19 protein-coding genes are annotated in these 18,210 nt (G+C 49.6%); 9 read left to right on the top strand and 10 right to left on the bottom strand.

Features of this window, described 5'->3' with window-relative positions:
• Positions 1-2 precede the first annotated feature (2 nt).
• Together ACIDF8_RS03355 and ACIDF8_RS03350 are read left to right on the top strand one after the other, a co-directional pair.
• The gene (locus tag ACIDF8_RS03355; protein WP_412009194.1) at positions 3-635 is read left to right on the top strand and encodes a hypothetical protein; all 633 of its coding nucleotides are present in this window, start codon (positions 3-5) and stop codon (positions 633-635) included.
• Between the two features lie 42 nt (positions 636-677).
• Complete coding sequence (locus tag ACIDF8_RS03350) at positions 678-1,529, top strand: SMP-30/gluconolactonase/LRE family protein (protein ID WP_412009645.1); 852 nt, start codon at positions 678-680, stop codon at positions 1,527-1,529.
• A 176-nt stretch (positions 1,530-1,705) separates the two neighbouring features.
• Here ACIDF8_RS03350 and ACIDF8_RS03345 read toward each other — a convergent pair whose 3' ends face one another.
• Positions 1,706-1,900, bottom strand: coding sequence for a hypothetical protein (locus tag ACIDF8_RS03345; protein WP_412009193.1), 195 nt, complete (start codon positions 1,898-1,900; stop codon positions 1,706-1,708).
• A gap of 196 nt (positions 1,901-2,096) precedes the next feature.
• Between ACIDF8_RS03345 and ACIDF8_RS03340 the strand changes: the two genes are divergently transcribed.
• The 4 genes from ACIDF8_RS03340 (at position 2,097) to ACIDF8_RS03325 (ending at position 5,898) form a co-directional block, all read left to right on the top strand.
• On the top strand, positions 2,097-2,777 hold the full coding sequence (locus tag ACIDF8_RS03340; protein WP_412009192.1) for a response regulator: 681 nt from the start codon (positions 2,097-2,099) through the stop codon (positions 2,775-2,777).
• Between the two features lie 11 nt (positions 2,778-2,788).
• On the top strand, positions 2,789-4,252 hold the full coding sequence (locus tag ACIDF8_RS03335) for a sensor histidine kinase (protein WP_412009191.1): 1,464 nt from the start codon (positions 2,789-2,791) through the stop codon (positions 4,250-4,252).
• On the top strand, positions 4,182-5,006 hold the full coding sequence (locus ACIDF8_RS03330; RefSeq protein WP_412009190.1) for a ferritin-like domain-containing protein: 825 nt from the start codon (positions 4,182-4,184) through the stop codon (positions 5,004-5,006). The genes ACIDF8_RS03335 and ACIDF8_RS03330 overlap by 71 nt, the downstream gene beginning before the upstream one ends.
• A 187-nt stretch (positions 5,007-5,193) precedes the next feature.
• The gene (locus ACIDF8_RS03325) at positions 5,194-5,898 is read left to right on the top strand and encodes an EAL domain-containing protein (RefSeq protein ID WP_412009189.1); all 705 of its coding nucleotides are present in this window, start codon (positions 5,194-5,196) and stop codon (positions 5,896-5,898) included.
• Positions 5,899-5,987: 89 nt separating this feature from the next.
• On the opposite strand, the gene ACIDF8_RS03320 is transcribed toward ACIDF8_RS03325, so the two are convergent.
• The 3 genes from ACIDF8_RS03320 to ACIDF8_RS03310 form a co-directional block, all read right to left on the bottom strand.
• Positions 5,988-8,516: a YbcC family protein gene (locus ACIDF8_RS03320; protein WP_412009188.1), complete on the bottom strand. Its 2,529-nt coding sequence runs from the start codon at positions 8,514-8,516 to the stop codon at positions 5,988-5,990.
• Between the two features lie 36 nt (positions 8,517-8,552).
• Positions 8,553-10,082: an NADH-quinone oxidoreductase subunit L gene (locus ACIDF8_RS03315; protein ID WP_412009187.1), complete on the bottom strand. Its 1,530-nt coding sequence runs from the start codon at positions 10,080-10,082 to the stop codon at positions 8,553-8,555.
• Positions 10,083-10,156: 74 nt separating this feature from the next.
• Positions 10,157-10,375 carry a hypothetical protein gene (locus ACIDF8_RS03310; RefSeq protein WP_412009186.1) on the bottom strand — a complete coding sequence of 73 codons (219 nt, stop codon included), beginning with the start codon at positions 10,373-10,375 and terminating at the stop codon, positions 10,157-10,159.
• A 121-nt stretch (positions 10,376-10,496) separates the two neighbouring features.
• Here ACIDF8_RS03310 and ACIDF8_RS03305 point away from each other — a divergent pair, with 121 nt between their 5' ends.
• The 3 genes from ACIDF8_RS03305 (at position 10,497) to groL (ending at position 13,514) form a co-directional block, all read left to right on the top strand.
• Positions 10,497-11,390 carry a LysR family transcriptional regulator gene (locus tag ACIDF8_RS03305; RefSeq protein WP_412009185.1) on the top strand — a complete coding sequence of 298 codons (894 nt, stop codon included), beginning with the start codon at positions 10,497-10,499 and terminating at the stop codon, positions 11,388-11,390.
• Between the two features lie 151 nt (positions 11,391-11,541).
• A complete protein-coding gene (locus tag ACIDF8_RS03300; protein WP_412009184.1) occupies positions 11,542-11,859 on the top strand; it encodes a co-chaperone GroES in 318 nt (105 codons plus the stop codon).
• A gap of 35 nt (positions 11,860-11,894) precedes the next feature.
• On the top strand, positions 11,895-13,514 hold the full coding sequence (gene groL / locus ACIDF8_RS03295) for a chaperonin GroEL (protein ID WP_412009183.1): 1,620 nt from the start codon (positions 11,895-11,897) through the stop codon (positions 13,512-13,514).
• Between the two features lie 100 nt (positions 13,515-13,614).
• On the opposite strand, the gene infA is transcribed toward groL, so the two are convergent.
• The 6 genes from infA to serB form a co-directional block, all read right to left on the bottom strand.
• On the bottom strand, positions 13,615-13,851 hold the full coding sequence (gene infA / locus ACIDF8_RS03290; protein ID WP_018985872.1) for a translation initiation factor IF-1: 237 nt from the start codon (positions 13,849-13,851) through the stop codon (positions 13,615-13,617).
• A gap of 70 nt (positions 13,852-13,921) precedes the next feature.
• Positions 13,922-14,128, bottom strand: a complete 207-nt coding sequence (locus ACIDF8_RS03285) for a cold-shock protein (protein WP_194748312.1) — start codon at positions 14,126-14,128, stop codon at positions 13,922-13,924.
• A 269-nt stretch (positions 14,129-14,397) separates the two neighbouring features.
• Entirely contained in the window at positions 14,398-14,811 is a 414-nt protein-coding gene (locus tag ACIDF8_RS03280) for a hypothetical protein (protein ID WP_412009182.1), read from the bottom strand.
• Positions 14,783-15,379, bottom strand: a complete 597-nt coding sequence (locus tag ACIDF8_RS03275) for a nucleotidyltransferase domain-containing protein (RefSeq protein WP_412009181.1) — start codon at positions 15,377-15,379, stop codon at positions 14,783-14,785. Before ACIDF8_RS03275 ends, ACIDF8_RS03280 begins: the two co-directional genes overlap by 29 nt.
• A 289-nt stretch (positions 15,380-15,668) precedes the next feature.
• Positions 15,669-17,189: an LA2681 family HEPN domain-containing protein gene (locus ACIDF8_RS03270; RefSeq protein WP_412009180.1), complete on the bottom strand. Its 1,521-nt coding sequence runs from the start codon at positions 17,187-17,189 to the stop codon at positions 15,669-15,671.
• A 142-nt stretch (positions 17,190-17,331) separates the two neighbouring features.
• Positions 17,332-18,171, bottom strand: a complete 840-nt coding sequence (gene serB / locus ACIDF8_RS03265; protein ID WP_412009179.1) for a phosphoserine phosphatase SerB — start codon at positions 18,169-18,171, stop codon at positions 17,332-17,334.
• Between the last annotated feature and the right edge of the window lie 39 nt (positions 18,172-18,210).

Here is an 18,210-nt window from a genome sequence, read left to right as displayed (position 1 = left end):
TCATGCCACAGACCCGTTTTGGTCTGGGTGAATTGTTTGAGGAGATTGAAATGAAACGTCTTTTAACCTATTTAACCGGTGCCTTGTGCCTGGCCTTAACACCTGTCAGCCATGCAGGTGCCCAACCTGCATTGGTGATTCAGGTGCCAGAGTCTTTTTACCAGCATCCGGTGCGTTTGCTGAACCCTTATTTTGTTTATTGGCATAACCGCGCTGAAATTGCAGAATCGGTCGGCTTAAACAGCTTTCAGGCACAACATTACACGACATCCAGCTGCCAGGCTGAAGCACAAGGCCAGGCATTGGTGGTGATCGAACCCAATATGTTTTACAACCCGCAAACCGGCGTGTTTTACAGTGAGATCACGGCCAGAGTGTATAACACTTCTGCCGCGGATAGCGCACTGGGTAAACCATTGATGACGGTGAAAGGCGAAGGCCAATCGCGTGGCTGGCTGACCTACAATGTAGAGAACTTTGCCCGCCAGTCCTACCAGCAGGCATTTGAGCAGGTGATCCAGAAAATCCAGCAAAATCCGGCTTATGAGCCCTCTGTCGTGGCCGCGCCCGTACAAACTTATCAAGCCTTGTGCAATAGCATTGATACGCTGTCACAACCTAAAGCCTTGTTCTAGAGAGAAAATATGCGATCATTTATCCCGAACACAACTACATGGATGCAATGGCTTTTAGCCAGTAGCCTTAGCCTGACCAGCCTGGTCACCTATGCGCAACCCCTGGAGCCGGTAAAAGGCCTGCTAACACCTGAGTCCGTCGTACAAGCGGCCGATGGCAAAATTTATGTGTCAGAAATCAATGGTTTTGGCCAGGATGGCGACGGCCAAATCCGTGTACTGGACCATGGCCAATCCTCCATTCTGGTAAAAGGGCTGGATGATCCCAAAGGCCTGGTCATTATTGGCAACGATTTGTATATTGCTGACAAAACCCGTGTACTGCGTGTTGCACTGAACCAGCCAGGCGCTACCACTGAGGTGTTTTTGTCTGCCAATGAGTTCACCCAGCCGCCGCAATTCCTGAACGACCTCGCGGCGGATGCCAACGGTAATCTGTATATCAGTGATAGCGGGGACATCCTAGGCACAGGCAAAGGTGGCGCCATCTACAAAGTAAGCCCGCAACGCCAGGTCACCTTGCTCCTGGATGGCAAGATTGATGAACGTATCCTGGCACCGAATGGTTTGTTAGCCGATGCCAAGGGCGAACACTTACTGTTGGTCGATTTCACTTCGGGCATACTTTACAGCTACGATCTGGCAGGCAAATCGCTGCAAGAGATTGCACGAGGGTTTGGTGGAGGTGACGGCTTGGTGCGGCAAGCCAATGGCACGATTTATGTCAGTGACTGGAAGTCCGGCAAGATATTCCGTGTGGATACGCAACATAAAGTCACGCTGATCAAGCAAGGCTACCAATCGGCTGCCGACATTGCGTTAAGCCAGGATGACCATCACCTGCTAGTCCCCGATATGAAAGCTGGCGTGCTGGATATCCTGCCTTTACGCTAAACGCCATTTATTCACTCAGGTTTCAATCACGTCGCCAGAAATTTTCTGGCGATTTTTGTTGATAACAGGCAAAAAAAACCACGCGGGAGCGTGGTTAAAGTGAGAGGATACACACGAAACCGCTGATTGCCTAAACGTCGCTGCAGGGAATTCAGCGCGCTTAGGCAACTTCACAGTTACTTGGTTTGCGCAGTTTTTTTGTCAATCTCCTTTTGGGAATTGACCGCTGGCTGCGCACCAGCGTGTTTGGCAACTTTCAGATGTCTTTGCATTTCTACTTGGTCATGCGGCTGAGGATTGGTCCCCGCCAGCACTGGCATCGAAAGTAAATATCCTGTAAAACCCATGATCAGAAGCATGCTCTTTTTCATGATCGCTCCATAAACGTTCAAACCCGTTGACCACTTTGTTATTGATCAGCTTTTTTCTTGCCTCGCTGTCTACAGGTGCAACAATACGCCTCCGGCCTTACACCGAACTTACGCTTGCCTTGCACCAAGCTTACAAGCCGTACATCACGCTGCCATTGATGTAAACTGAATGCATTCAAACAAGCAGGTGACAATAATGCGTCTATTAATAGTGGAAGATGATTTGGTAATTGCAAACGGGTTGGTTCGCGCATTGACGCAAGCAGAATATGCCGTCGATCATGTCACTGACGGCAAACAAGCCTTACGGGCGATTAACGATGATGTATATGACCTGGTCATTCTGGATCTGGGCTTACCCACCATGGACGGTATGAGCTTACTATCACACCTGCGCCAACAAGCTAACCCGATCGCCGTCTTGATACTCACTGCGCGTGAAGACGTCGCCACCCGCGTACAAGCCCTCGATGTGGGGGCCGATGACTTCCTGACCAAGCCGTTCCATCTCGAAGAATTGGAAGCCAGGGTGCGGGCGCTGATCCGTCGCAGCAAATTAGGCAACAACCTGCCTTTGCAATGTGGCAACCTTAAACTGGATGTAGCCAATAAGCTGGCGACCATCAACGACCAGCCCGTCACCTTATCTGCACGTGAACTGCATTTGCTGGAAACCTTAATGATGCGAATGGGCAAAATCATCGCCAAAGAGCAAATTATGGAATCTTTATGTAACTGGGATGAAACGCTGGGGGATAACGCCATTGAAGTCTATATACACCGCCTGCGTAAAAAAATTGAGCCCAGTGGCGCCAATATCCGCACAGTGCGTGGCCTGGGCTATATGCTAGAGGCTGAACAACATGCGCAGTCTTAAAGGGTGACCGCATGATGCCCCCCCTGTCACTCAAAAGCCAGCTGCGGCTTTGGCTACTCTTGCCCATGCTGGTTGTACTTGGTGTTTCTGCTGCACTCTCTTACTCACGCGCCCTGCTGTATGCGACCCAAGCCTATGACCAGGCCTTGTTGCGCACAGTGCTCGCGCTGGCAGATGAGGTGGTGATTGATAGTCATAATCAGGTCAAAATTGAAATCCCTGAAATCGCCAGCCATTTGCTTAGTTATAACGAAGGCGATCATATTTATATCAACATCAGTGACCCCAATGGCAAGCTGGTGTTTGGCGAAGCGCATTTACCCTTACCCAAGCAACTGCCCGCAGGCAATCAGCAGATTTACTACAACAGTCATTACAAAGGCGAAGCTATCCGCGCTGTGACGTTTGGCTTACCAGAAAGCGAAGCGGCCAATGCGCGTAATATCCTGATCAGCATGGCCGAAACCACAGGCAAACGCGACGCCATGGTGGCCGAAATGGTGGAAGAAATGCTGTTACCACAAGTGCTCATGATGTTATTGGCCGCCGTTGTGATTGAATTGGGGATTTATTTTGCGCTTAAACCGCTGAAAGACCTCAGGGAATCGTTACACCAGCGCTCTTACCGCGACTTGAGTCCGCTGGATACGCAAGCTACCCCGCATGAATTACAACCCTTGCTACAAGCAATGAACGCCTTGCTTTCGCGGGTCAAGGCTGGCTTGCAACAGCAACAGCAATTTATTGCCGATGCCTCACACCAGTTGCGGACGCCGATTGCCGGCCTGCAAACCCAGGCCGAACTGGCCTTGCGTAGCCAACCGCCAGAAGCCCTGCAAGAGCCGCTTAACTTTATGTTACGCAGCACCACCCGCCTATCACACCTGATACAGCGTCTTTTGACGATGGCGAGAACCGATGCCGCTGTGTCGCAATTACAATTTCAACCAGTCTCCCTCACCAACATCATTTCAGATGAATGTGCACGCTGGATCGGCCCTGCCAGTAACAAACAGATAGAGCTGGATGTATTAATCGAAACGCAACAGGATCTGGTGCTCGGCGATGCAGTCATGCTTTCTGAGCTATTAAACAACCTGCTGGAAAACGCGATTCAATACACACCACGCCAAGGGCTGCTGCAAATCCGTTTATGGCAATCAGGCAAATACACCATGCTGGAAGTGGCCGATAGCGGCATCGGTATTCCAGCCGATCAAACCACGCTGATTTTTGAGCGTTTTCACCGTCTGGATCCTAACCAGGGCAATGGTTGCGGCCTTGGGCTGGCGATTGTCGCCGAGATTGCTGAGCACCATAATGCCAGCATCAGTGTCTCCCCAGGCCTGACACATCCGGTCAGCGGTCACATTGGCAGCCAATTCACGGTAAAATTCGAACGCTATGACGAACTGCCTGAGAACCTACGCCCTGCAAGCCTTGACGCTAAAGGACCCCCAACAAAAATGTCTTGAGGTGACTGCCCTGTGGGAGGCCAGCCAAAGCGGCCAACTGCTTATCCAGCCAAAGCTGGCGTTATCTGCCGAACATGCGCAACTGAATGGGCAGCCGATTCCAGGGCGGCCAGAGCGGCCGGCGCTAGTGCCCCCTGGCAAAGTACAACGGCGGGCCATGAATACGGCCGAAGGACGTGCCGCTTTAATTCATGCCTTGGCCCATATCGAATTTAATGCCATCAACCTGGCCTTGGATGCGGTCTGGCGCTTCACCGGGATGCCTGACGCGTATTACTTTGACTGGCTACAAGTGGCCAAAGAAGAGGCCTACCACTTTTCTTTACTGCGCCAACATCTACAACAGCTTGGGTTTGACTACGGCGATTTTGATGGCCATAACAGCCTGTGGGAGATGGTGGAAAAAACGCAATCTGATGTGTTGGCGCGCATGGCACTGGTACCACGCACCATGGAAGCGCGCGGTCTGGATGCCACGCCTCCGCTCAAACAAAAACTGTTACAAGCAGGCGACCAGGCCGCTGCCGCTATCCTGGATATTATCCTGCGCGATGAAATCGGCCACGTGGCGATTGGTAACCGCTGGTTTGCTTATTTGTGCGCGCAGCGCCAACTCGAGATGGTAGAGACTTTTGAAGCATTGCGGCAACAATACCACGCGCCTAAACTGCGGCCACCGTTTAATCTTGAAGCGCGCAAACAAGCCGGATTCACTGAGCAAGAATTAGCTTATCTGAATAGCGATTTCGGTTAATTCAGTAATCAGTGACAGAGCAAGCAATGAGGATTGCCTCTCTCCGCTTTGAATAGAACAGCTTTTAAATGCTACTTTGGCTGCTACCCAGAGGCATATAATCAATGTATACTGATCAATGTATGTTTAATTTGTGGGAACCTGTAAGTTTATGCAATGTGGCAAGTGTAATCCCAAGCAATTAGACATGGCGTTCTCAATGGCTTTTCAACCGATTGTTCAATTTAATGCACAAAAAACCTGGGGTTACGAATCCCTGGTTCGTGGTCCAGATAATCAACCCGCAGCCTACATCCTAGACCAGATTGACTTATCCAAGATTCACAGCTTTGACCAAACGATCCGCTCTAGAGCCATACGCTTGGCCCATAACTTGCATTTTGAGCAGATTCTTTCAATCAACTTTTTGCCCAATGCCGTTTACGAGCCGGAAAATTGCATTAAGCCCACTTTGGCGGTTTGCGATGAGCTCGGCTTCGATAAAAAACGCATCATGTTTGAGGTGACTGAGGCTGAAAAAATCACCGATCATGCGCATTTAAAAAATATTTTTGCCGAGTATAAAAAACATCAGTTCCTGACGGCCATTGATGATTTTGGTGCGGGGTATTCCGGCTTAAATTTATTGGCCGAGTGGCAGCCAGACATTATCAAGCTCGACATGAACCTGATCCGCGACATAGACCAGAATAAAACCAAACAGCTGATCGTCAAAAGCATTCTGGATGTGTGCCGTGGACTCAATATTGAAGTCATTTCAGAAGGCGTTGAGACCAAACAAGAGTTGGCGGTGCTGGTCGATTTTGGGATCGACCTGTTTCAGGGCTATTACTTTGCCAAGCCTTTGTTTGAAGGCCTGCCAGAGGTCGCAGACCAGGCTTTTATCTTATAAAACAACATGCATGCTGGATGTTTGATCCCCTCATCAAGCATGCATGGTCATAGGCAGAAAAGTCATTTAAGCAGGCAGCACTGCGGGAATTAATCCAGCAAGTGCCATTGTCCTGCTTGGTAACGCCAGCGCTGCCCTTGGTCTTCACACCATAAATGCAACCAGCCATGGTCAAGCAAATGCCGAATCGTGGCATGCTGGTTAATCACCCGCTCAATGTGCTGCTGGCTAGCCAGGATGACCACCGTCAACCTTAGCGGTTCATGCATCCACTGCTGGCCATTATGTAATGACTGTTTGGAAAGACCGATTCTGAGGTCACCGCCGTTCCCCTCAAACACGCCAATGCGCCCACCAACCACGTTATGTAACAGTTTGTTGCCGCTACCCAGTTTGGCTGGCTCACAGGCCGAGGCATGATACTGCCAGTTAATCCAGTGCGTCACCAGCATCGGTGCGGTCATCAGCTGCTCCAGCAAGCGACCATCCTGGTCAGCCTCAACATCATATTCGTGCAGAAATGCCCGGCCTGCCAGGTTGAGATGTCTGGTACGCGCGCGCGGGGCCAGAATAAAACTCGCATTATTGGCCAACCCCCACTCTGGCCGGGTCTGCGCAGCATCGTTGGCACGTTGACGAAACGCTTTAAACAAACGAACCGCATCGACGGGTTTTGTTTGTGGCATTGCAGTAGACGCTAATTGCGCCCGCACCACTTCACCGGCGGCGGCAAACAGTGCAGTTGCCTGTTGCCAGCAGCTTTGGCCCGCCGCACTCAGCAGGTCAAGGTCAAAGCCTTGTATCTCTTGCGTGGTGGTATTGTGCAACGCTGCCACAAAAGCGGTTTCGGCTGGAATCACCATCCCCATGGTCGCCAGTTGCGCCCGGACTTCGGCATCATTCAGCATGGCAGCCAACGCACGCGTATTGACTTCGCCGGACTGCCCGCAGCAAGCCCCACAATCCAGGCTGGAGGCATGCGCATTGTTTTTGCTCTGGCTGGCGTGCCCGACCAGTAATACCAGTGGCGCCAAGCCAGTGGCCAAACCCAAGCTATTGAGTACAAGCGCGGCAAGCTCTGCTTTTTCAGCCACGGTCGCCGTTTGCAACTGTGGCCGGGTGATAGAACGGTATTTTTTCGGCAAACCCTGCTGATCAAGTGAGCTGCGTGCCTGCAACTGCGGCTTGATCATGTCCAGCAACGGTTTTAAAAACAGTGGACCGGCACTCTCTACCAAGGAAAACGCTGCACCGGGATATTTGCTCAGGCGCTTAACCTGGCCAGAGACCATAAAATTCCTGAGCCGTTTTTGACCGACTTTCAGCTGCAATGCGTTGCTATCGGCCGGCGCCGCTGCGCTGACAGGCTCAGAACCGGCTATGACTTGGTCATGGACAGTGAAGCTAGGTGCCAGCAAACCTGGCAACTGTGGCCGCTGATAACCGGAGGCCAAAGGTTGATAGGCAATCGGCAAGCCAAAAAAGCCCGCTGCCCCCAACGTTTGGATATTGGGTGACAGTGATTCGATTGCCCGCCGGAGAGGTTCGCTGCGCACATCAATACAAAACGCAGCCTGAATCAACGGCGTGGGAGCCGCTGTGACAGCCTCTGGCACTTGACTGAGTTGTTGTGCCAGCTGGCGCTGATAACCGGTTTCAAGCGCCAGCTGCCAGAGCTCATCCACTTGTAATGCCTGCTCTGCCGCTTGAATTTGCGCTGCCGCATGCTGCCATTTGTGCTGAATGACCTTGATTGCACTATTGGTGGCATTCAAGCCCTTGCATTGCATTAAAATCACGCCCCATGCCAGCCGGATCGCCAGCAAGTCACGCAGGCTGTCATCGCTCTCCCCTTGTAATTGAGCTTGCCAATCCAGATAGGCGCACCAGGATGCCCAGCCATTGACGGTAAGCAATACGGCCTCAAAATAATCTGCCAGCACCGACTCATCCAGGCCTAACGCCTCCACCACCCAGCGTTCAGCCTGCTGACGGTTCATTGGTAAGTAATCCAGAAACTGGTGAATATTCGGCAAGCCCATCAACACGCCGATGCCATGGTCATGCACGATCATGTCCCGCCAGAACTGGTATAAGCCCCCAGCCCGCGCAGGCTGCCAGTCAGACTGGTCACGGTCAAAATAAGCCGCACACGTCTGGCTCACCTGATGGGTAATCGCATCACGCCAGGTGAGGCGCTGGAAGCGCTGGGCATCATCGTCCAGTACATCAATCAACAACGGTAACTGGTTAATCGCCAGCGGTTGGGATAGCTGCGCCAAACAATCTGCAGTTGTGAGCTGTGTTAGCCCCAGTTGGGTCATGGCCTGGGTCAGGTCCTGCGCTGTAATCCGTCCCCGCTGCCAGGCATTGAGCATATCGCTCCTGGCCGGGAACACTTGCATATTGCCCAGCACTGCCATGCGCGCAGCCACGGTTCTCAGGGGCAGATGGATGCGTTTCCAGTGCGGGTTCACAGCGATGGACTGATCCAGTGGCCAAGTCGGTGCAATACTATCGCAGGCACGTTGGCAAGCCTGGGCGATGGCCTCATCACGGATAGCGTGTGTTTGTGGATTACGACGCCCTGGGAAAACTTGGTCTTCAATGAAAAACATTTACGGCTCCCTTATGCATTAATCTGAAAATCGCGTTTAGTAATTGGCATGTGTGCTTTTGCCCCAACTGACAGGCCACAGTCGCAACACCCAGCGGGTATAAAATTCATCCAGATAGAATCCGGCATATACCCAGCGGTGCAGCGCGTCCAAGCGTGCCGGCATCCATTGGATCATGATGGTCGCAGCGTATAACAGCCCCATGGCCAATACTGTCAGCCAGCCAGCCGCCAGGTCGGGGTGATCTTGTATCCCTAATGGCAAATGATGGAACAGCACACTCACCAGGGTTAATAGCAGGGTAAGCAGCGTGCCGAATAGCAAGGATTGCAGACGCAAAGAAGAGGACTGCCCGACTACCTGCCACAACAACGGTGCCCAGGCCAGGGCTAGTACCAGGCTCCACCAGGCAGGCCACAACTGGGCGCCAGCGCTGTACTGCACTGCAAATACCAGCAATGTGGTCAGTCCTGGTGCCAGGATCAGGCTCAATTTAGCAAACACAGATTTACCGGCCATGCGCTGCACCCGGGTATGCGTCACGATCTCTGCGGCAGACAGGAAAGCGTAGGCTTTGTAAATTGAGTGTCCCAACAGGTGCAAGGCGGCAAAGGTATATAAACCCAATGCACACTCCACCACCATAAAGCCCATTTGCGCCACCGTAGACCAGGCCAGCCGCACCTTGATACTGACACGGGTAAACATCACCAGCGAAGCAAACAGGCACGTAACCAGACCGATAGCTAACAGCACATGTCTGGCCAGCGTGGCTTGCTCAAACAACGGTGCGAAGCGGATCAGAACGTAGCCCGAAAGGTTAACCACCCCAGCATGCAACAAGGCGGACACCGGTGTCGGCGCTTCCATCACCTGGATCAACCAGCCATGCACCGGCAACAGCGCTGTTTTTAAAACTACCACCACAACCAGCAGCAAAGCGCACCAGCTACTCAGTTGCGATAAGCCATGGCTTGCAACGTGTGCCACAAATACTGAGATGTGCGCACTGCCGGTTTCTACATAGGCAATCAAGGCCGTCAACATTAACAGGCTGTCAGCTAGCACATCTGCGGCCGTCTTTTTATGAGAGGCCAACAACGCAAATGGCCGCTCCGCATAAAAACACAGCAAGTGTTTTAAACAGAACCCTATGGCTGACCATGCGGCGACAAACAGCAACCAATGATCTGCAATCAGTAGCACATGCACACTGGCAAGTACCAGGCTCAAGGCGGTTACAAAGTTTTTTTGCTTTGCTTCACCCTCGAGGTATCTGGCGGAAAATTGCCCGATCACCCAGCCCAGCAATTGCACCAGGCAAGCCATCATGGCTTGCAAAGGCGAAACAAACAGCCCAAACATGCTAAAAGAAGCAGGCGGCGCGGACCAGGCATGCACGGCAACTATTCCGGCAGAAACCACCGTTGCCAATAAGGCGGTGATGGTCAGCCCTTTAAAAAGCCGCCAACCACGATCATGCTGCCAAGACAGCCCGCCACTCAGCAATGCCGCCAGGCCCATGACCAGCGCAGGCACCAGCGTAAAATATACTATCCCATCCATCCACATCGCCTTTCAGCACAAAAAAATACATTTATAAAACAGAATATAAAATTAACTTTTATAGAAGTTAAAGATTAGCCAGGATGACTTTCTTCAACCACAGGCTGCAAGGCTGCTGTCAGCGCACCCTCAGGCGGACTATTGAAAGCTGTTTCCATCTGGTCCGTCACCCATACCTCAGGCTGCAGCTCAATCAAAACCTCACCTTGCGTCACAACCTCTTCCCCATTAATCTCTATTCGCTTGGGATAAACCGTCACAATTCGACCGTCAATTTCTAGCCGTTTCATCATCACAATGTCACCTATATATCCATCTTTAAAAACATAAATAACAAGTAAGTCGCATTTTGACGCAGGCATTTAATTAGGTAAAATATATAAATATTAACTTTTAGTTCTATTTTTCATATATATGGCCCGACTAAACTATCATCACCTGCAATATTTTTGGCACATTGTGAAAGTAGGTAGCCTGACCAAGGCCGCGGAAAAACTGCACATTTCGCAGTCGGCGCTTTCTTCCCAGATCAAACAACTGGAAGAGAGTCTGGATTGCATCCTGTTTTTGCGGCAAGGGCGTAAGCTGGTGTTGACTGAATTTGGCAACCTGGCCTTTTCTTATGCTGATTCGATCTTCACCAAAGGCATTGAACTTGAAAACCTGCTGAGAAAAGGCATCGAGTCTGAGAGTCAAACCTTGCGGATTGGCGTACTCTCCACCATGTCGAGAAACTTTATTGAGAGTTTTGTTGAGCCCCTGTTAAACCACTCGGAGATCAAGCTCGAAATTTCAGCCAGCGGGCAAACAAACTTGCTCAATGCGCTTTCGAATCACCAGCTGGATTTGGCATTAACCAATATCGAGGTGCGCGGCAATGCCGACCAACTATGGGAGTGCATCCTGCTTGACCGGCAGCCGATCAGCGTGATCGGCCCTGCTAGCTTTGAGATCAAGAGCGGTTTTTCCGGCAAATATGCTGAGTACAACTGGATTTTGCCGAACCAGGACAGTCCGATTCGTGCCGCGTTTGATGGCTTGTGTGCGTTACAACATATTGAGCCGCACATTGTTGCCGAAGCCAACGACATGGCCATGCTGCGGCTGCTTGCCCGCGATAGTCAGGCACTAACGGTAATGCCCGAGGTCGTGGTCAAAGATGAGTTGAGAAATGGCGTGCTCAAGTCATTCACACAACTGGACGGCATCTTCGAAAATTTTTATGCGGTCACCATTAAAAAGCATTTCCGCAAATTTGAAATCAGCCAGTTAGTGAATCAGTTTTTAGTCAAAAAAAGAGCGCTTTAGCCCTCTTGAAATTTTTTTGGCCGCCCCTATTTTCACGATATCAGCAGCTCTGCTGATATTCACTTCGCCGCTGGAGGCATGATTGCCAGTTGCGTCTGCAAATTTCTCCAGCGGTATTTTTGTTGAACTTATTCGCTAAGGAGAATTGAACATGAATATTCGTCCCCTGTATGACCGCGTCATTGTCAAGCGAGTCGAACAACAACGGACGACCGCTTCCGGCATTGTTATCCCTGATACCGCCGCAGAAAAACCCGAGCAGGGAGAAGTGGTTGCTGTCGGCAGCGGCAAACAGCTGCAAGACGGTAGCCTGCGACCACTGGAAGTGAAAGTGGGCAACCATATCCTGTTTGGCAAATACGCTGGCCAGACCGTCAAACTGAATGGCGAGGAACTGTTAGTCATGCGCGAGGAAGACATTCTCGGCGTGATTGAATCCAGCGCTAATGATCTCAAGAAAGTCGCTTAATCACTGAACTAGTAATACAGATAGGAGAATAAACGATGGCAGCAAAAGATGTGAAATTTCATGACCATGCCCGCACTAAAATTGTAAAAGGCGTGAATATCCTGGCCGATGCGGTCAAGGTTACCTTAGGGCCCAAAGGCCGTAATGTCGTGCTGGAGCGCAGCTTTGGCGCCCCGGTGATTACAAAAGATGGTGTCTCCGTCGCCAAGGAAATCGAGTTGCAGGACAAGCTGGAGAATATGGGCGCACAAATGGTGAAGCAAGTCGCTTCCAAAACAGCTGACGTGGCCGGTGACGGTACGACTACCGCTACCGTGCTGGCTCAGGCGATTGTGCAAGAAGGGATGAAGTCAGTCGCCTCCGGCATGAATCCCACGGACCTAAAACGTGGGATTGATAAAGCCGTGACAGCCCTGGTGGATGAGCTTAAATCCATGTCCAAAGCCATCACCACCCATAAAGAAATTGCCCAAGTCGGTGCGATTTCTGCCAACTCTGACCATGCCATTGGCCAGATCATCGCCGATGCCATGGAAAAAGTCGGTAAAGAAGGCGTGATTACGGTGGAAGAAGGTAAGTCACTGCAAAATGAACTCGAAGTGGTCGAGGGCATGCAGTTTGACCGGGGTTATATCAGCCCCTATTTCATCAACAATCCTGACAAGCAGGTGGCGGCACTTGATGAGCCCATGATTCTGCTTTACGACAAAAAAATCAGCAATATCCGTGACTTGTTGCCAACTCTGGAAAACGTCGCCAAGGCTAACAAACCCTTGCTGATCATTGCCGAAGACGTGGAAGGCGAAGCCCTGGCGACCCTGGTAGTCAATAGCATGCGCGGTATCCTCAAAGTGGTTGCTGTGAAAGCACCTGGCTTTGGTGACCGCCGCAAAGCCATGCTGGAAGACATTGCCGTCCTGACCGGGGCCACTGTGGTGTCCGAAGAAACCGGCATGCAACTGGAAAAAGTGACCCTTGAACACTTGGGCCACGCCAAGCGCGTTGAAGTGCAAAAAGAAAACACCATCATCATTGATGGCGCAGGCGATGCAGCCAAGATTAAGGCCCGTGTGCAGTCCATCCGGACTCAAATAGCGGAAGCTACCTCAGATTATGACAAGGAAAAACTGCAGGAACGCGTGGCCAAGCTGGCCGGTGGCGTCGCGGTAATTAAAATCGGTGCGGCCACAGAAGTCGAAATGAAAGAGAAAAAAGACCGCGTGGATGATGCCTTGCACGCCACCCGAGCAGCGGTGGAAGAAGGCATCGTCCCAGGCGGCGGTGTGGCTTTACTGCGGGCTCGCAGCCGCATCGGTGCCCTCAAGGGGGATAATGATGATCAGGATGCTGGCATCCGCATCGTGTTGCGCGCAATCGAAGAACCCTTGCGCGCGATTGTGAAAAATGCCGGAGAAGAGCCTTCAGTCGTCATCGCCAAAGTGCTTGAGGCAACGGGTAACACCGGCTACAACGCCGCGACAGGTGAATATGTGGATATGGTGGAAACCGGTGTGGTCGACCCCACCAAAGTGACTCGCACCGCGCTGCAAAATGCCGCCTCGATTGCCGGGCTGATTTTGACCACCGATGCGACCGTGGCCGAATTGCCCAAAGAGGACAAAAAAACGCCTGCGATGCCTGAGATGGACTACTAAGCGCGATCAGCGTGATGCCATCAACGATAAAAGCCCCGCAAGGGGCTTTTTTTCTAGCTGAGCAAGATCAACTACACGCCGAAAAGAGCGGCAGGTGGACTCAAGCAGGTCTTCTGGGCGGCAGATGCCTGAACGTAATGCGTCCCTTGCCCATGTCGTAAGGCGACATTTCGATGGTGATTTTATCGCCCGCCAAAATACGTATTTTGTGCTTGCGCATTTTGCCACCAGTGTAGGCAGTCAACTGATGCCCATTGTCCAGCGTCACGCGATAGCGCGCATCCGGCAACACCTCAGTCACTGCACCCTGCATTTCAATCAATTCTTCTTTAGCCATGCGATTCCTTTTTCAATAATGAAAAAAGCCCGAAACCGGGCTTTTTACTGCGCCACTTGGTCAGGCGTGACTATGCAATCACCTGAATCGCAGAAGCTTGTTTGCCTTTAGGGCCAGTCGTTTCGTTGTATGAAACGCGCTGGTTATCCGCCAGGCTTTTAAAACCTGCTGATTGAATCTCGGAAAAGTGAGCGAACAAATCATCGCCACCCTGATCCGGCGTAATAAAACCAAAGCCTTTTGCATCGTTAAACCATTTGACAATACCTGTAGCCATATCTAAATCCTTTGTAAAAAATGAAAGGGATAACCCTTGAAGGGCGAGGAACAAGTAAGCAGGATTAACGAGAGAACCAGAAGATACCACCAGAGAAAACAACAATGCTTGAACGTCGCGTGCACCCACTATGCGCTTTATGCAGAACAATAGCAAATGTTATTTTCAAAAAATTAAAATAAATCAAATATTTATGCGTAGCTTTTAGTCTATGACCCCCTTTTAAACAAGCCTTCTGAAAGACTTATGTATCAAAATGAGGCTTTTATCTAGGGCAAAGGCTCCATATTACTAACTAACCCCAACAGCTCCTCAGTGACTGCCACAAACTCAGCCATCAGCTGCGGTGTGATTTCTAAATGGCCTTCGTATTCTGCCAAGTTACGTTGATGATGACACTTATCCAACACGCGCCACTTTGCGTTTTCAAGCCCCACGGTATGTGGCAAACATTGAAACACCGTGTATCTATTCTCTGACCGATAACCATGCCAGCGTAAAGCCGCCAATGCCAAGGTGTGTGCGGCGATATAAACCAACGAAAATTGGCTTTCTTCTGACAAACCCACCAATTTTGCATCCTGCAATTTAACTCTCGCAGAGCGCACAAAGCCATCAAACTCTTTTTGGTCTGGTGGCTCTTGTTTTAGTTGCTTAATTTTGAACAAGTTTTCCAAGGTCATCGTCACAGCCCTTTATCCAAATTTTGTCCTGCGCCACAATACGGCTTAAAAACGCATTCCCCTCCGCCAACTTTTGTTGCACCTGCGCCACTGTATAAATAGAGGGGTTCACCTTGCGTGCCAAACTTCCTTCAGCCACTTGCAAAGCAGCCATCACATCCGCATAAGCCAACGCATCAGCAAGCACCAGCAGGTCCACATCGCTGGTCGCCGTCGCCTCGCCTTTTGCTATCGAGCCATACACAAAAACCAAATCCATCTGACTCAATAAAGGCGCTAGCGCATCGCGCAACACATCGGACACGCCAAACGTTTTTTTTACAATCCCCAACAGCTCATGGTAAATCGGGTTTTGTGGATTGGCTTGATAATACAACTGATTCCCCTCTTGCCTCGCCACCAAAAGCCCAGCATCAGATAAACGCGCAAGCTCGCGCGTCACAGTTCCGCTCCCCATACTCACCAAACGCACAATCTGATTGGTGTAAAAAGCTTGGTCAGGCTTACCATACAACAACCCCATTACTCGCTGTTGCGTTTTTGTAAACAAAGCATCAGAAATACTCATAGCCACCCCAATAAAACCCAATTTGGGAATTATAATACCCAAAATGGGTTTTATCCAATCATGTGAATTACTGGTACATATTCAATGAATACTCTCTTTAGTGCTGCGACTGAGTTCGCACTACTACACCGTATCCAGCAAAAGCACCCTTGGTTTCCTTGGGCGCTTTTTATTCGACAACTTGTGAGAAAACTGCATGAGCAATACAATGCAATGGTGGTAGCGAAGCTGTGGTTCTGCACAACTCTCAAATCAAAGCCATACAAGCGATCGGTGCAGCGGTCGCTTTTTATTTAATTGGCGTCATGATTACGGGCATTTTGAAGTTTGGTTTTTTGGATGCTTTGACTTGCTCTTCTCTATGGACAGCTAAAGATAAATAAACCAAAGAGGCTCTTATCAATTTCAAAAGTTTTATACTCTTGGCAATAAGCTCCTCAGTCGAGATATGTAAAGCCAGTTCATCATCAAAGAAATTTCCGCCACTCAGGTCTCTGTCGAAAAAGAATTCATCATGAACCTTTACATATTTATGCTCTAAGTGATTTCTCAATCCGGCAAGTTTTGTTGCATCAGGCTCCATAACTTTGCCAAGTAATAACTCGCCCTCATTCCCCTCGTCCACGAAATCTTTACTCAACCAATATAACCCCCTTAAGCAATTATTTTCCAAATTCTCTAGTTGCAGATGTATCCCATCTATTTTTTTAGCATTTTTGTACCAGACTTTTGAAAAAGTGATTTGCCGTTTGGGCAGACCTAAATCCCAATAGTCGTTAATAAAATATGCAACCTTATCTAATAATGAATAGCTAGAGCGAAAAGCCAACTTCACTTGTTCAATCGCCATGCCATAGCGTGAAAAATCAAGGGTATCAACTAGATAAACATCTTTATCAGAAACATGCTTTTTACATAAATCACACTCACTAATTGATTGCCAAAGTTGATATCGTGCACTTGCAAACTCTTGTTTTAACTGATTAAAGAAACCGTAATGGTGGGGCACCATATACTGATCAGTCACTAGGCTGGGCAAATGCAAAATGTCTGTTGAAGCGATTGAATGGGCACCAATATCGTTTAAAGGATTTAGAAACAAGGTGTTTTCTAATACCCAAACACGATAAATTCTCTCCACTTTTGATCGACCCAAGCTATACCCATCTAAAGGTATTGAATCAATTTTTTCAACATCCACATGCAATCGAATTTGATTTTCGTGTTCAATTACAGTTGAAAAAATTTGCTTAAAATCCTCAGAATCCCAAATAAGCCTACCAGTTTTTAGCGAACTATACATTTTGTAAGCTTGGTTTAACAAAAGACAGGAATGACGTCGGTCATATAACAGCTTTCCATAAACTTCCCAACCTAATGCAAGATTCACTTTAGCCATTGCAAAACTTGGAATGATGGTTAAAGCTCTACGCCAATACTCAATTGCTTCTATGGGTCTACCAATATGATTGAGAATATTGCCTGTATTAACCAAAATTTGGCACTTTCGGAAATCATCAGTTGTTTCAAATGCACTATGAGTGATTGCACATCTTAAATAATAAATCTCATGAAGTATTTCTTCTTGTTGCCATCCCCAAATCCTTGACTCATCTTGATGTTTAATGCGTCGCAAAGAAGACCAAGCGTTAGCTTTGAAATAGTAAAACTCAACAAACTGCGTTGACTCCAATTTGCTTTCTAATTCATCAGCCCTGGCCAGAGCATCGTTCGCAAGCTGTTCATTTAAAAGGAAATCAGCTTCATCAATCATTTTAGCTAGTTGCTCTAAAGACCTCTGAATACTCATATGATCTAGCTTTCTCGATTTTTTGCTTTTTCCACTAGTACAAAACTGGCGTTGTGGTGCGCGGCACTTGCATCAAGAACGACCTGGGCGGCGGCTTCGATAAATTGTGTTTATTTTCGGCGGATTTCAACCATAAACGAATCTATGTTGTCAGCAAATTCGCCACCCCATCCAGACCGACCACATTGAGTGCATACATGGCTTGCTGTTGCACCACTGGCTTAGCGTGATAAGCCACGCCCACCGCGGCAACCGCCATCATTTTGAGGTCATTGGCGCCATCGCCAATGGCAATGGTTTGCGCGGCCGAAAGACCCAGCTGATCACGCAATTTAAGCAGTTCATCGGCTTTGCGCTGGGCGTCAACAATCTCGCCCAGCACCTGGCCGGTGAGTTTACCGTCTATGATTTCTAATGTATTGGAAACAGCGTAATCCAGGCCCAAGGTCTGTTGTACGTGGTTAGCAAAAAAGGTAAAGCCACCGGACACCACCATGGTTTTAATGCCATGCTGCTTGCAGGTGTTGATCCAGGCTTGCGCGCCGGGGTTAAAACTTAAACGCTCATCAATCACGCGCTGCAGGGCTGTCGCTGGCAGGCCTTTGAGCAAGGCCACTCGTTTACGCAAGCTGGCAGAGAAGTCAAGCTCGCCACGCATGGCTGCCTCGGTGATCTCGGCCACTTGGGGCTTGAGGTTCATCATGTCGGCAATTTCATCTATGCATTCAATGGAGATCAGGGTGGAGTCCATGTCCATGACGCATAAGCCCATGTTTTGAAGCCTATGAGTGTCTTGCACCAGCGCGCAGTCTATCTGCTGGACAGCACAAAAAGTCGTTACCTCCAGATAGTCACCGTCTGGCACAGGCAGGTAATAGGCATGCTCGGCCACTTGCATAAACTGCGCATGCCCGCCAACCAGACCATGAAGATGAGAAAGATGAGCCATGGTGATGGCAGGTCCTTGAACCACTAAACGCATGATCACTACCGTAGATTTAAAAGTGTGGATTATAGCAGT

The organism is Methylophilus sp. 3sh_L (assembly GCF_046766015.1).
Classification (GTDB): Bacteria; Pseudomonadota; Gammaproteobacteria; order Burkholderiales; family Methylophilaceae; genus Methylophilus.
This window is presented reverse-complemented; position numbering and strand designations above follow the sequence as displayed.